We start from the raw sequence: 12,763 nt of genomic DNA on the forward strand, positions 1-12,763 counted from the left end.
GACCGCCCACAATAGGCCGGCCGGCGCGCTTCGTTCACGGCGCAACCTCGGTTGCGGTGTGTTTCAGGCGCAGAATTGGCATATCCGAAGTCCACGCCCTGGCGGACGGTGAGCTGTTGCACGGTCCATGACGCCGCACTATGGCTAGCGCCTTGTCAAACAAGGCGACCAAGAATGGCGAAAGACGGCAACGACCAGCTTATCGGCAAGATGGGCATCAACACGCGGCTTGCCCATTCGGGCAACAACCCGCACGACTATTTCGGCTTCGTCAATCCGCCTGTCGTGCACGCCTCGACCGTGCTCTTTCGCAATGCAGCCACAATGGCGGACCGCAACCAGAAATACACTTACGGCACACGCGGTACGCCGACGACGGACGCTCTTGCCCATGCCATTGACGCGCTGGAGGGGTCCGCCGGCACGATCCTGGTGCCGTCCGGGCTCGCGGCGGTGACCATACCGCTGCTCGCCTTCGTGTCGGCGGGCGATCATCTGCTGATCGTCGATACCGTCTATCATCCGACGCGAAACTTTGCCGACACGATGCTCAAGCGATTGGGAGTCGAGGTCGAGTACTACGCTCCCGACGTTGGTCCCGGCATCGCGGCACTGATCAAGCCCAATACCAAAGTGGTATTCACGGAATCACCGGCCTCCAACACGTTCGAGCTGCAGGACATCCCGGCGATCGCCAAGGCGGCGCATGCGGCCGGCGCTATCGTGATGATGGACAACACCTGGGCGACGCCGCTCTATTTCCGGCCGCTCGACCACGGTGTCGATATCTCCATCCACGCGGCGACCAAGTATCCGGCCGGCCATTCCGACGTGCTGCTCGGCACGGTCTCGGCCAATGAGGGCCACTGGAAGCAGCTCTATGAGAGTTTTTGCACGCTTGGCTGCTGTGCGGGACCCGACGATGTCTACCAAGTGCTGCGCGGCCTGCGCACGATGGGCGTGCGGCTGGAGCATCATCAGCGCAGCGCACTCGCCATCGCGTCATGGCTCGAAGGCCAGAAGGGCGTGGCGCGCGTGCTCCACCCTGCTCTTCCCAGCCACCCGGATTACGATTTGTGGAAGCGCGACTTTTGCGGCTCGAGCGGCATCTTTTCCATCGTGCTTGCCGGCGGCGGCCAGAAGGAGCAGCACGCTTTCCTCGACGCGCTCAGGATATTCGGGCTCGGCTATTCCTGGGGCGGCTATGAGAGCCTCGCGGTGCCGGTCTGGCTCGGCGACCGCGTCGTTGCAAAGGCCCCTTACGAGGGTCCGTTGATCCGCCTGCAGATCGGCCTCGAGGATGTCGACGACCTGAAAGCCGACATCTTGCGTGGCCTGGCCGCTGCCGCCGCCTGACGGCGGCGCATACGGGCTAACTACGGGGCAGAATCAGCAAATGGGCGCAAGGCCCTGACGCTGATGACAAAGCGCGAGCCGCTCGCAGCAACCCAGCGAGGGGCGTCGCGCAATATTATTCTGCCGGGCCGTGACTTTCCGGATTTGTTTGACTTTCAAATCTGTCGGTTCGGCTGCATTGCGTGCTGCACGGTATTCACCAATCCATTTGTCACGAAGTTTGCCATGGGTTTTCGCCTTTTTGTCCCCATCCTTGCCGGCGCGACGCTACGCGAGCGGCTGCTTGCCTGTATCGGTGCCACGATCGGCATCGCGCTGACCGGCGTGATCAGCGGGCTGGCAATGGGTGGCGGCCCACATGTGGCGCTATTGGTGGCGCCGATGGGCGCTTCAGCCGTGCTTCTGTTCGCCGTGCCGGCGAGCCCGTTGGCCCAGCCCTGGTCGATCATCGGCGGCAATTCCATATCGGCGCTGGTGGGTGTGACCGTGGCGCATTTCGTCCATGATCCTATCTTTGCCTCGGGCCTTGCGGTGGCGCTCGCCATCGCGGCGATGTCGTTCACGCGTTGCCTGCATCCGCCGGGCGGAGCGGCAGCACTGACCGCGGTGCTCGGCGGGCCGGCCGTTGTCAGCGCGGGCTTCCTGTTTCCGTTCGTGCCGGTGGCCCTGAATTCGATCATCCTGGTCACGCTCGGCTTGCTCTTCCACAGGCTGGCGCGGCGCAACTATCCGCATGTCGCCGCACCAGCGCCCAACAGCCACGGCACCGCCGATCCACCGGCGCAGCAGCGCGTCGGCTTCCGGCCCGAGGATGTCGATGCGGCGCTGACCACGCTCGACGAGACCTTCGACATCGACCGCAACGACCTCGAACGGCTGTTGAGGCAAGTCGAGCTGCAGGCCATGGTGCGCTCGCACCGGACGCTGCTGTGCGAGGACATCATGTCCCGCGACGTGATTTCGGTACCCGAGCAAGCCACGGCCGACGAGGCGCGCCAGCAGTTGCTCGACCATAACATCCGCACCTTGCCGGTGGTCGATGCGGACGCAAGGCTGGTCGGCGCCGTCGGCCTGCGCGAGCTGACGAAAGCAATCGATACAGTCAATGGCGTGATGTCGCCGGCCGGCACCGCCTCCCCCGAGACGCCGGCGATGAGCCTGCTTCCCGTGCTGACCGACGGCCGCAGCCATGCCGTGGTCATCGTCGACGGCGAGCGGCGGATTCTCGGTCTGATCACCCAGACCGACCTTCTGGCGGCGGCAGCACGCGTGCAAACGACAGACAAGGGACTGGCGGCAGCTTAAGCTAGCGAGGCCGGATTGCTGAAATCCGGGAACCTTTTGCCGGCAGGAGCATCCAACGTTCAGTCAAGCGTCTATTCGGGCGTCTGTTCGAGGAGATCCGGTCGCGATGAGCAAGCTCGCAATGCCCACCACAACACCCGAAGCGGCTGAAAGCCATTCCGGCGACCTTCTGCTGGTGCACCGCGCGCTGGCGCGCGAGCCGGACGCCTTCCGCGTGATCATCAAGACGCACAACCAGCGGCTCTACCGCATCGCGCGCGGCATATTGCGCAACGACGCCGAAGCCGAGGACGTCGTGCAGGAGGCCTATGTCCGCGCCTTCGCCAATTTGGCGACATTTCGCGGCGACTCCTCGCTCGCCACCTGGCTGTCGCGCATCGTCATCAACGAAGCGCTCGGCCGCCTGCGCAAGAGGCGCCGCGCCTCGGCAATGCCCGAAAATCCGGAAGCGCGGATCATCCGCTTTCCCCTCAATCCCAGCGACGACCCGGAGCGGACGATGGCGCAGCGGCAGATTCTCGCACTTGTCGAACGGGCGACCGACAGCTTGCCCGATATCTACCGCACGGTCTTCGTGGCCCGCGTCATCGAGGGCCTGAGCATGGAGGAAACCGCCGATCTGCTCGGCGTCCGGCCGGAGACCGTCAAGACAAGGCTGCACCGGGCGCGTACCCTCCTGCGCAAGGCACTGGACGACGAGATAGGCCCGGTGCTGCTCGATGCCTTTCCCTTCGCCGGCCGGCGCTGCGATCGGCTGACCAAGGCCGTGATGGGGCGGCTGGGCTTCGAATGATGCTGTCCTGATTTCCGGGAACGTTTCGCCCCGCGCCGCATCCAATCAGCGTCAACTGAAAATATGAGCCCGGCGCTTTCTCATGGTCGGGCGAAGGAGGATGCTATGTTCACCCGATATACCGCGGCCCTTGCCGCCCTGCTTCTCGTCGGCTCTGCTCCGTTCGCGCAAGCAGCCGACAAGCCGACCGACCCGCAGATCGCCCATATCGCCTACACAGCCGGCGTGATCGACGTCGCAGCGGCCAAGCAAGCGCTCAAGAAATCGAAGAACAAGGAGGTGCTTGCCTTCGCCAAGGACATGGTGCGCGACCATGAGGCGGTGAATGTGCAGGCGCTCGACCTGGTCAAGAAACTCAAGGTGACGCCGGAAGACAACGCCACCAGCCAGGCGCTGACCAAAGCCGCGACGGAGGAGCGGGCCAAACTCGCCAAACTCAAGGGCGCGGCTTTCGACAAGGCCTATGTCGACAACGAGGTGGCCTATCACAAGCAGGTCGACGCTGCGCTCGAAACCCTGCTCATCCCGTCGGCCAGCAACGCCGAATTGAAGAGCCTGCTGGAAACCGGCCTTAAGATCTTCCAGGGGCATGAGCAGCACGCCGAACATGTCGCCGGCATGCTGAAATGAAAGCGGGCGCCTTGATCCGCCTGTCATGGCTGACTGCGCTGGTGCTGGCCCTTGCGGCAGTGCCGGCAGCGGCCGCAACCATCCAGGTCACCATCGACAAGCTCGTCTTTTCGCCGGTGACCGTGGAAGCGAAGGTCGGCGACACGATCGAGTGGGTGAACAAGGACGTGTTCGCCCACACAGCCACGGTGAAGGGCGGCTGGGATGTGATGATCCGGCCGAAGAAGTCGGCAAGCCTGACATTGAAGGCGGCGGGAGCGGTCGATTATTTCTGCCGCTTTCACCCCAATATGCAAGGCCGCTTGGTGGTGGCGCCCTGAGACGAGAGCAATTCCAGGAAAAGTGTGAACGGTTTTCCGTTCGGAATTGCGTCAAAACAAGGACTTAGAGCGGGTCGCCGTTTCCGTGAAACGGCGAACCTCTCTAAGAGACCGATGGCGAAGACCACTTCGCCGTCGATCGCCACCGCCACTCGGGCTTTTGTCCAATCACGCCTTTTCGCCCGAGCTGGTCAACTCTGCCTGCGAAAGCAGCCATTCGATCATTTGCGCTGCCTGGGCGGGTGGGCGGTCTGGAGCCAGAACTTCGAGGCTGAGGCCACTCAGGACACGCTGGGAAAACGGCGCCACGAGGACGCCGGACGCCAGGGCGCGAGAGACCAGCACCTCGTGTCCCATGAGAACGCCGGCGCCATCGACGGCGGCCTGAAGGGCAAGGCTATAAAGCGAAAACTCCGATCCGGCATCGATCGATGGGCCTTTCATGCCGACACTGTCGAACCAAAGGTTCCAATCACCCGTCCAGGTGGTGTCCCATAACAAGAGCTGCGAAGCGAGATCCGCGGGCGTTTTCAGCTGTGCAGCCAAGCCGGGGGTACAGACCGGAAACAGGACATCGTCGCAAAGCTTGAAGGAACGGCTGCCGCCGGCTCCTTGCCTTGTCAGGGAGATGGGCCTCGTCAGGAAGATAGCGAGGTCGAATGGCTCTCGCCTGAAATCCGGCGGCTCCTCGAGCGCGTGTATGGATGGACGAAGAGCCGGCAGGGCGGCGCGCAGAGCCGGCAGGCGCGGGGCCAGCCACAGTTGGGCAATGGACGGCAGCGCGGCGATACTCACTTGCGATTTCGGCGCCCAGATGCGCAGCTCTTGAACGGCAAGGCCCAAGGCGTCAAACGCAGTGGAGAAGGCCGGGATTGCCGCGCGTCCCGCTTCCGTCAGATGCAGCCCTTGCGCATGCCGGACAAAAAGCGGCGAGCCAAGCCACGCTTCGAGGGATTTGACCTGATGCGACACGGCCGCCGGCGTGACACCGAGTTCATCCGCAGCCTTGGCGAAGCTCTCATGGCGAGCAGCAGCCTCAAAGGCCCGCAAGGTGTTGAGGGGCGGCATTCGAGGTCGCGGCGGATTGACAGCCATCCAGCATTCCAGGACGGCGTCGGCGGCCAGTTGACCAGTTTCAGGTGCCGGGCCGCCAACGCGATGTTTCTATTTGAGGGCGACGGGGATCAGCTTGCCGTCGGCCTTCTGCCATTCAAATACGACGAAGCCCGGCTGCTTGATATCCCCCTTGTCGTCGTAAGAGATCGAACCGAGGACCGTCGAGATGGCGGCGCCGGAATGGAGGTAGTCAGCAGCGGCCTTTGGATCATCGGCCTTGGCCTTGACGATGGCCTCGGCAAGAATCTGCGTTGCCGCGTAAGCGTAAAGTGTCACCGCTTCGGTCGGCACGTTCCTGGCCTTCAGATCGGCGACGGCGTCCTTGGCTTCCGCGAATGTCGCCGGATCGGGGAACGACGTCATCAGAGTTCCCGCAGCACCGTCACCGGCTATGGCGCCGAATTCGCTGTTGCTGATGCCGTCGCCGCCCATCAGGATCGCGGCAACGCCCTGATCGTGCATCTGACGGACAATTAGCCCGGCTTCCGTGTGCTGGCCGCCATAATAGACGAGATCGGCACCCGATTGCTTGATCTTGGTCACCAGCGGGCTGTAGTCCTTCTCGCCCGGGTTAACCTCCTCGTGGAGGACTTCCTTGCCGCCGCCGGCGTTGTAGGCCTTGGTCATTTCATCGGCGAGGCCTTTGCCCGCTGTCGACTTGTCATCGACGATGGCGATCTTCTTGTCCTTGAAGCGGCCGAGAATGAATTTGGCGGCGATCGAGCCCTGCTGATCGTCGCGGCCGCATGCCCTGAAGGCATTCCAGAGACCGCGCTCGGTAACCGTCGGATTGGTGGCCGTCGGCGTCACGAACAGGACGCCATTTTCCGAATAGACTTCGGAGGCCGGAATGGTGACACCGGAATTGTAGTGTCCGACGACATAGTGGACGCCGTCGGCGACGAATTTGTTGGCGACCGAAACGCCCTGCTTCGGGTCGGAGACATCGTCACCGACCGATACGACAAGCTTTTGTCCGAGAACGCCGCCATTGGCGTTGATGCGTTCGACCGCGGTTTCGACACCGACGCGGTACTGTTCTCCATAGGCGGCGTTCGGTCCCGACATCGGCCCCGCGACGCCGAACACGATATCCGCCCTCGCAACGCCGACAGCGGCAGCCGTGATTAGGGCAGCAGTCATCATCTGCACGATTATGCGCATTTCATTCCCCTGTTTTTAGAGTGGCGGGCATTTGCCCGCGGGTTCTGGTCGTCAGTTCACAAAATGAAGTTTGTTGAACCGACGCCGGAATGCCGTGACATCAGCGGCGACCTGTTCGCTGGCGTCGTTGCCGCGCAGTCCCCTGGCGATAAGCGCCGCGAGTTCCGGCATGTCGTCCTCGGTCATGCCCCAGCGAACGATCTCGGGCGCGCCGAGGCGCAGCCCATTCATGTCGCCGTCGACCGCATCCATGGGAAGGCCGATGCCGCAGCTCAGGATGTTGGCCAGCCGCAGTTTTTTAGCCGCGGCCTGACCGCCGCCGAATTCGGCCGCCTTGATGGCGAACTGATGCGATGTCGTGTAGCCCTTGCTCGTCGAAAACACCGGCAGACCGCGATCTGCAAGGCTGTCGGCCAGGGCCTTTGCGGTCCGCGCCATCGTTGCTGCATAGGCTTTGCCGTGGTCCTTCCAGTCCAGAAGCGTGATTGCCAGCGCCGCCGACTTGGCGGCATCGAAATTGGCGGTCATGCCGGGAAATGCGATCCTGTCGAGTTTTTCGGCGACAGCGGCATCGTTGGTGACGATCAGTCCCGACGCCGGGCCGCCAAGGCTCTTGTAGGTACTCATCGTCATCAGATGAGCCCCCTCCTGGAGGGGCTGCTGCCAGGCGTGCCCGGCAATCATGCCGCAAAGATGTGCGGCGTCGAAGAGGACCAGCGCGCCGACCTCGTCGGCGATCGCCCTGATTTCCCGAATGGGATGCGGCAGCAGGTTGAGGCTGCTGCCGATCGTTATCATTTTCGGCTTTATCGACCTGGCCAGGTCGCGCAATTTTCCGACATGGACGGTGTAGCTGTCGGCATCAACCGGAGCCGTGTGAATATCGAGGCCGTAAAGACCGGCGCAACCAGCCATGTGGTGGGTGACATGGCCGCCAATGGCCGGCGACGGGACAATGATGCTGTCGCCTGGCCGGGCCGCGACCATGAAGGCGTAGAGATTGGCGATCGCGCCGGATGGCACGCGGATCTCGGCATATTGCGCACCGAAGACTTCCGCCGCGAGTTCAGCAGCGATGACTTCGATCCGCTCGACACCTTCCAAGCCCATTTCATACTTGTCGCCGGGATAACCAAGCGACGGGCGCGATCCGAGGCCCGAGGAGAGCGCTGCCTCGGCCTTCGGGTTCATGACATTGGTCGCCGGGTTGAGGTTTATACAGTCGGTCTCGTGGATCGAGCGGTTCAGCTCAATGCCCCCGGCGATTGCCGCCATGACGGCATCGGTCGTCTGATGACTGGTTTGCTGCGCCAGCTGCTGGGCGAACATGTCGCAATGTGAGGGGACCCAGGACCTGCGAGCGAGAGCGACCAACGATGCCTCCATTGCCTTCGCCGAAAAGCCGGCTGCGATTGACAACGAGGATGACGCTGGCGATCGCCTGGGCGCAAACGAGTAGTTCTAGCGCCTAGGCTTAGGAAAAATAAGCCTAGGCGCCGTGCTGTTTGGAGGACGGAGGTTTCTTACGGCCTCGTCAGGCCGCGTGATATGCATCCGCGAGCCGCCGCAGCTCTAGTCCTTATGCACCTTGACGCGGTGGCGATGCGCGGCTTGCTTTGCCCGATTGCCGCACTGCGACCGCCAACTTCCCGAAGGAGGCCGGCATCGCCCGCTATGGCGAGCCCGAAGAGATCGCCGAGCTGATGGCCTTCCGGGTTCATCAGCCGCGCGCTGGATCACCGGCTCGACGCTGCGCATGGATGGCGGCGAAGTGAAATCGATCTGAGGAGGATGACATGGTTGCCATGATTGCCATGATTGCCTGGAACAGCGTGACCCGCGCCCATGTCGCGAGGGCGATGGAAGAATATGACCGGCTGGGGCCTGAGCGCTTCTTCGCCGAACACGGCTTTGCTCCGACCACCACCTATGAACTGGTAGCGGATAGCAGGCTCTATCCGCCGAAGGCGATCCTGGGCACCGCCTACGAATTCGCCACGGGCAAGAGACTGGCCTCGGGCGACTTCGAGGGCGGCAAGAGCGGCGCGGTGAAAGTGCTCGGCCAGCTTGGGTTCATCGTCAGGGCGAAGTGACGGCGGCAGCCCGCGACGTCCCGCCCCCAGCATGACGCGTCACCTTGACGCTTTGCCCAGACCCGTCGCCTGGTCGAGCCGCAGCGAGGCACGCCTTGCCTCGTCCGGCCTTGCGATGTGCGTCCAGGAGCCGTCATAGCTGGGCTTGCGCCGCTCGATCCAGGCGCCAAGCGCTTCCCTGAGATCGGCGGTCGGGACCATGCGGGCGAACTGCTCGGCCTCGACCAGCAGCCCTTCGGCGATGCTGAGGTTGATACCGCGCGCCACCGCGGTGAGGATGCCGGCGAGGCCTGCCGGCGAATGCCTGATGATGCGGCGGGCAAGATCGTGCGCTGCCGGCATCAACTCGGCATGCGGCACGACCTCGTTGACGAGACCAAGTTCGAGCGCCCTCGGCGGCGGAAACCAGTCGCCCGTCAACAGCAATTCCAGCGCGCGCTTGCGCCCGGCAAGCCGCGGCAGGCGCTGCGTGCCGCCGAAGGTCGGCGGCATTGCGAGGTTGATTTCCGGCTTGGCGAACAGCGCACGGTCGCTGGCGATCGCCAGCGGCACGGCCTCGGTGATTTCGCAGCCGCCGCCGAAGGCAATCCCGTTGACGGCGGCGATGATCGGCTTGCGGAAGGCCTCCAGCCGCGCCGTGAGCCGCTGCCCGCGCATGACGAAGTCGCGCACTGCGGCATCGGCGCCAAGCGCCACGCTGGCCGAGAACTCATGGATGTCGCCACCCGCCGAAAACGACCGCTCCCCTGCTCCGGTGAGAATGACAGCACGGACCGCATTATCGGTCTCTATCGTGTCGAGGATCGCGAGCAGGCGATCTATCAGGGCATAGTTCAGCGCGTTCAGCTTTTCCGGACGATTGAGAGTGAGGACGGTTACCCCGTCGCGGGTCTCGCTCAGGACAAGATCGGTCATTGTTTTTCCTTTTCAGATACGGCGAGAAAAGGAACATGCTTTCGATTGCGTGTATATTCACTAGTCGGTATACATGCTTCATGTCTGACCCCGCCAGCCCGACCCGCAAACGCATCGTCGATGCCGCGACGAAGCTGTTCTATGCCGAGGGCATCGGTCGCGTCAGCGTCGATGCCATTGCCGAAAAGGCAGGCCTCACCAAGCGTACGCTCTACTACCACTTCAAGAGCAAGGACGACCTGATCGCCGCCTATCTCGATGGTCGCGATCAGCCCAATCTGCAGCAGATGGCCGGCTGGTTCGACGCGGCGGAAGGTGGGGCGGACCGCAAGGCCGAGGCGATCTTCAGCAATCTGGCGCGGGTTGCACGCCATCCGAAATGGAAGGGATGCGGCTTTCTGCGCACGGCCGCGGAACTCGCCTCGATGCCCGGCCATCCGGCGGTCAAGGTCGGGTCGCGCCACAAGTCAAATTTTGAAACATGGCTGGCTGACGCGTTGTCCGACCATGGGATCGAAGAACCACAGGCGGTGGCGCGCGAAATCGTGCTGCTGATCGACGGTTGTTTTTCGATCATGTTGATCCATCGCAATCCCGACTACATCGAGGCGGCCGGACGAGCCGCAGCCATGCTGGTCAGGGCGCGAATTTCAGGAAGCCCAGCCTAAAACCCCAGCGCCAGCCATGCGGTGCCGGCGACGAGCGTGATCAGCGTCAGCGGCAAGCCGACCTTGAAGAAGGCACCGAAAGACAGTGGTGTGCCGGCAGCCTTGGACTGCTCGGCGACGATCAGGTTGGCGACCGAGCCGAGCAGCGTGAAATTACCGGCAAGCGTCGAGCTCATCGCCACCACCAGCCAGGCGCGTTCGGGGTTTTCCAGCCCGGGTATGAACGGCCGCAAGGCCAGCACGGCCGGCACATTGCTCATGATGTTGGACAGCACCGCGGTAAAGCCGGACAAACGCCAGACATCGTCGAGGCCGAGATTCTTGGCCGAGGCGATGAGATCAGGCGTCAGCAGTGTCTTTTCGGCGCCGGCAACGACCACGAACAGACCGGCGAACATGAACAGCAACGGACCGTCGATCTCGCGATAAATGCGTTCCGGCTTGATGGCGCGGGTGAGCAGCAGAATGGCGCCGCCGATCAGTGCCGCCTTGGCAACGGGAACGCCGGCGAAGAAGGCGATTGCCAGCCCGATGCAGACAATCACCGCCTTCAGCACCTGCCCACGATGCATGCGGCCGCGCGCGACATGCGGCGTCAATTCGGCGTTGCGGGTGAATTCGGCGCGATAGACGATGCGCACGATGACGATGACCGCGACGAGGCCAAACAGGGCGACCGGCGCCAGCGCTGCCGAAAAAGCGGGATAGGAAATGCCCGACAGCGCGCCGATGACCATATTCTGCGGATTGCCGGTGATTGTGGCGACGCTGCCGCAGTTCGACGCGGTGGCGGTGGCGATCAGATAGGGCATCGGGTTACGGTTGATGACGCGGGTGACGTGGACCACGATCGGCGCCATGACCAGGCAAATGGCATCATTGACGAGGAAGGCCGACAGCACGCCGGTCAGCAGCGTCACCATCACCAAGAGCATGAACGGCGCGTGCGCATGTTCGATGGCGATGGCGCCAAGACCGCGAAAGGCGCCCGAGACCTTCAGATGCGCCACCACGATCATCATGCCGAGCAGAAGCGTGATGGTGTCGAAATTGATCGCGCGGTAGGCATCCTCCATGCTGATCGCGCCAATGGCGATCATCGCCGCGCCGCCAAGCAGCGCGATACCCGCCCGGTCGAGACGCAGGCCAGGGATGCGGCCAATGGCGACGCCGGCATAGGTCAGGACCAGGATCAGCAGTGCCGCCGCGCCCATCAATGTCATCGGTAAGGAGCCCCGCTCGATCTGGTGGCGCCGATGCGGTCCGCCCGGTGGTTCTTTTGCATGTCGGCTTTGGCGATGTCGAGATGACAAACGGAGTGGGCAGACCGTGGTTCCGCAGGTCGGTATCGCTAACGTCGATAGAAATCCAGCCGCTGCCGCAATGCCTGTGGCGAAAACAGCTGGTCGACGGTCTGCCGCGCCTTGTCGCCTACTCTCGCCCGCAGCGCCGGATCGGCTTTGAGCTCGGCCAGGATTAGCGCCGCCTGTTGCGTCGTCTCGAACAGAAAGCCGTTTTCGCCATGGCTGATATGGTCGGCGTAGCCGCCATGCGAATGGCAGACCACGGGCAGACCGCAGGCCATCGCCTCGAACACCACGCGGCCGAACGTCTCCACATGCGAGCCGGTGCGATAGTAGAAGACGTCGAGCGTCGGCAGGAACTGTTCGGCGGGAAATTGGCCCTGCGACAGCAGTTCGAGTTGCGGATGTGGCGCGAGCCTGTCCTTGAGCGGCATGCCGCCCTGGATCCGCACCGCAACGCCGTCGGCCAGCAAGGCCTCGTAGAGCGCAATGTCGTCGGCATGATGCTTGTCCGCCGTGTCGCGGCTCAGCCGCCCCACCGTGAACGGTCGATCCGACTTTGCCGGCCGCGGGGAGAAGCGATCGATATCGATCGGCGACGGATGCACGACGCCTTCGACCCGCAGCATGCGCTTCTGAAAATCGGAGATCAGCACCAGTTCGGCGTCGGGCCAGCCCAGCAGGCGTGGCATGCGCGTCGTCAGCGCGATGACCTTCGGGTGAAAGGTGTTGAAGACATAGATCAGCCGGCGCGGCCGCGCGATCAGGTAAGGCCATATCTTGTTGCGCCAATGCGCGCCGAGGAAGACATAGGTGCCGCCGTCCGGCACGTCGCGCGTTGCCGGCGAGACACGGCGAACCGGAAATTGTCGCATCAGCTCGTCGGAGACGCGCGATGAGGTTGCCCACAGACGCACCTGTTGGTCGGCACTCAACAGCCGATACAGGTCCAGGGTTTCGCGCTCGCTGCCGCCAAACGGGTTCTGAAAGCCGTTGAACAAATGGATCATGCGTTGCGCTTACCTGGGCGGCCCGGATGCCGGAGGAAGCACACCGACAAGAAGGCGTCAAGGAAAGCGGTCGACGTCAGCCATCACGC

At 63.3% G+C, this 12,763-nt stretch carries 13 protein-coding genes and 1 pseudogene; 8 read left to right on the plus strand and 6 right to left on the minus strand.

The genetic code is table 11. The features are described from left to right. Positions 1-174 precede the first annotated feature (174 nt). From AC1DX4_RS04995 to AC1DX4_RS05015, 5 genes are all read left to right on the plus strand, one after another. Positions 175-1,356: a cystathionine beta-lyase gene (locus AC1DX4_RS04995; protein WP_477219277.1), complete on the plus strand. Its 1,182-nt coding sequence runs from the start codon at positions 175-177 to the stop codon at positions 1,354-1,356. Between the two features lie 225 nt (positions 1,357-1,581). Beyond that, positions 1,582-2,661 (plus strand): HPP family protein, encoded by a 1,080-nt coding sequence (locus tag AC1DX4_RS05000; RefSeq protein ID WP_477219278.1) that lies wholly within the window; start codon positions 1,582-1,584, stop codon positions 2,659-2,661. Between the two features lie 106 nt (positions 2,662-2,767). Continuing rightward, the gene (locus AC1DX4_RS05005; protein ID WP_477219279.1) at positions 2,768-3,454 is read left to right on the plus strand and encodes an RNA polymerase sigma factor; all 687 of its coding nucleotides are present in this window, start codon (positions 2,768-2,770) and stop codon (positions 3,452-3,454) included. A 105-nt stretch (positions 3,455-3,559) separates the two neighbouring features. Beyond that, positions 3,560-4,084, plus strand: coding sequence for a DUF4142 domain-containing protein (locus AC1DX4_RS05010; RefSeq protein WP_477219280.1), 525 nt, complete (start codon positions 3,560-3,562; stop codon positions 4,082-4,084). Beyond that, positions 4,081-4,404 carry a cupredoxin domain-containing protein gene (locus AC1DX4_RS05015; RefSeq protein ID WP_477219281.1) on the plus strand — a complete coding sequence of 108 codons (324 nt, stop codon included), beginning with the start codon at positions 4,081-4,083 and terminating at the stop codon, positions 4,402-4,404. Before AC1DX4_RS05010 ends, AC1DX4_RS05015 begins: the two co-directional genes overlap by 4 nt. A gap of 168 nt (positions 4,405-4,572) precedes the next feature. Here the strand turns inward: AC1DX4_RS05015 and AC1DX4_RS05020 are convergent, their stop codons facing one another. From AC1DX4_RS05020 to AC1DX4_RS05030, 3 genes are all read right to left on the minus strand, one after another. Next, complete coding sequence (locus AC1DX4_RS05020) at positions 4,573-5,499, minus strand: LysR family transcriptional regulator (protein ID WP_477219282.1); 927 nt, start codon at positions 5,497-5,499, stop codon at positions 4,573-4,575. Positions 5,500-5,568: 69 nt separating this feature from the next. Further along, complete coding sequence (locus AC1DX4_RS05025; protein ID WP_477219283.1) at positions 5,569-6,684, minus strand: branched-chain amino acid ABC transporter substrate-binding protein; 1,116 nt, start codon at positions 6,682-6,684, stop codon at positions 5,569-5,571. Positions 6,685-6,735: 51 nt separating this feature from the next. Further along, positions 6,736-8,013 carry an aminotransferase class I/II-fold pyridoxal phosphate-dependent enzyme gene (locus AC1DX4_RS05030; RefSeq protein WP_477219284.1) on the minus strand — a complete coding sequence of 426 codons (1,278 nt, stop codon included), beginning with the start codon at positions 8,011-8,013 and terminating at the stop codon, positions 6,736-6,738. Between the two features lie 305 nt (positions 8,014-8,318). Here AC1DX4_RS05030 and AC1DX4_RS05035 point away from each other — a divergent pair. Together AC1DX4_RS05035 and AC1DX4_RS05040 are read left to right on the plus strand one after the other, a co-directional pair. Beyond that, positions 8,319-8,470 (plus strand): annotated as a pseudogene (locus AC1DX4_RS05035) (SDR family oxidoreductase); the annotation flags it as partial. A 10-nt stretch (positions 8,471-8,480) separates the two neighbouring features. Then, positions 8,481-8,777 (plus strand): ScoMcrA-related endonuclease, encoded by a 297-nt coding sequence (locus AC1DX4_RS05040; protein WP_477219285.1) that lies wholly within the window; start codon positions 8,481-8,483, stop codon positions 8,775-8,777. Between the two features lie 39 nt (positions 8,778-8,816). Here the strand turns inward: AC1DX4_RS05040 and AC1DX4_RS05045 are convergent, their stop codons facing one another. Continuing rightward, entirely contained in the window at positions 8,817-9,692 is an 876-nt protein-coding gene (locus tag AC1DX4_RS05045; protein ID WP_477219286.1) for a crotonase/enoyl-CoA hydratase family protein, read from the minus strand. Positions 9,693-9,772: 80 nt separating this feature from the next. Here AC1DX4_RS05045 and AC1DX4_RS05050 point away from each other — a divergent pair, with 80 nt between their 5' ends. Beyond that, positions 9,773-10,360: a TetR/AcrR family transcriptional regulator gene (locus tag AC1DX4_RS05050; RefSeq protein WP_477219287.1), complete on the plus strand. Its 588-nt coding sequence runs from the start codon at positions 9,773-9,775 to the stop codon at positions 10,358-10,360. Here the strand turns inward: AC1DX4_RS05050 and AC1DX4_RS05055 are convergent. Both AC1DX4_RS05055 and AC1DX4_RS05060 read right to left on the minus strand, forming a co-directional pair. Further along, complete coding sequence (locus AC1DX4_RS05055) at positions 10,357-11,583, minus strand: anion transporter (RefSeq protein ID WP_477219288.1); 1,227 nt, start codon at positions 11,581-11,583, stop codon at positions 10,357-10,359. The two genes, AC1DX4_RS05050 and AC1DX4_RS05055, sit on opposite strands and share 4 nt — an antisense overlap. A 128-nt stretch (positions 11,584-11,711) precedes the next feature. Beyond that, a complete protein-coding gene (locus AC1DX4_RS05060; protein ID WP_477219289.1) occupies positions 11,712-12,674 on the minus strand; it encodes a glycosyltransferase family 4 protein in 963 nt (320 codons plus the stop codon). Between the last annotated feature and the right edge of the window lie 89 nt (positions 12,675-12,763).

This window comes from Mesorhizobium sp. P3_A8 (assembly GCF_056402995.1).

What these genes read in the sequence shown, in the direction of transcription:
- AC1DX4_RS04995 (WP_477219277.1), top strand. Translation starts at nt 175, where the DNA reads ATGGCGAAAGACGGCAACGACCAGCTTATCGGCAAGATGGGCATCAAC.
- AC1DX4_RS05005 (WP_477219279.1), top strand. Translation starts at nt 2,768, where the DNA reads ATGAGCAAGCTCGCAATGCCCACCACAACACCCGAAGCGGCTGAAAGC.
- AC1DX4_RS05045 (WP_477219286.1), bottom strand. Translation starts at nt 9,692, where the DNA reads ATGACCGATCTTGTCCTGAGCGAGACCCGCGACGGGGTAACCGTCCTC.
- AC1DX4_RS05000 (WP_477219278.1), top strand. Translation starts at nt 1,582, where the DNA reads ATGGGTTTTCGCCTTTTTGTCCCCATCCTTGCCGGCGCGACGCTACGC.
- AC1DX4_RS05050 (WP_477219287.1), top strand. Translation starts at nt 9,773, where the DNA reads ATGTCTGACCCCGCCAGCCCGACCCGCAAACGCATCGTCGATGCCGCG.
- AC1DX4_RS05020 (WP_477219282.1), bottom strand. Translation starts at nt 5,499, where the DNA reads ATGGCTGTCAATCCGCCGCGACCTCGAATGCCGCCCCTCAACACCTTG.
- AC1DX4_RS05040 (WP_477219285.1), top strand. Translation starts at nt 8,481, where the DNA reads ATGGTTGCCATGATTGCCATGATTGCCTGGAACAGCGTGACCCGCGCC.
- AC1DX4_RS05010 (WP_477219280.1), top strand. Translation starts at nt 3,560, where the DNA reads ATGTTCACCCGATATACCGCGGCCCTTGCCGCCCTGCTTCTCGTCGGC.
- AC1DX4_RS05015 (WP_477219281.1), top strand. Translation starts at nt 4,081, where the DNA reads ATGAAAGCGGGCGCCTTGATCCGCCTGTCATGGCTGACTGCGCTGGTG.
- AC1DX4_RS05055 (WP_477219288.1), bottom strand. Translation starts at nt 11,583, where the DNA reads ATGACATTGATGGGCGCGGCGGCACTGCTGATCCTGGTCCTGACCTAT.
- AC1DX4_RS05025 (WP_477219283.1), bottom strand. Translation starts at nt 6,684, where the DNA reads ATGCGCATAATCGTGCAGATGATGACTGCTGCCCTAATCACGGCTGCC.
- AC1DX4_RS05060 (WP_477219289.1), bottom strand. Translation starts at nt 12,674, where the DNA reads ATGATCCATTTGTTCAACGGCTTTCAGAACCCGTTTGGCGGCAGCGAG.
- AC1DX4_RS05030 (WP_477219284.1), bottom strand. Translation starts at nt 8,013, where the DNA reads ATGTTCGCCCAGCAGCTGGCGCAGCAAACCAGTCATCAGACGACCGAT.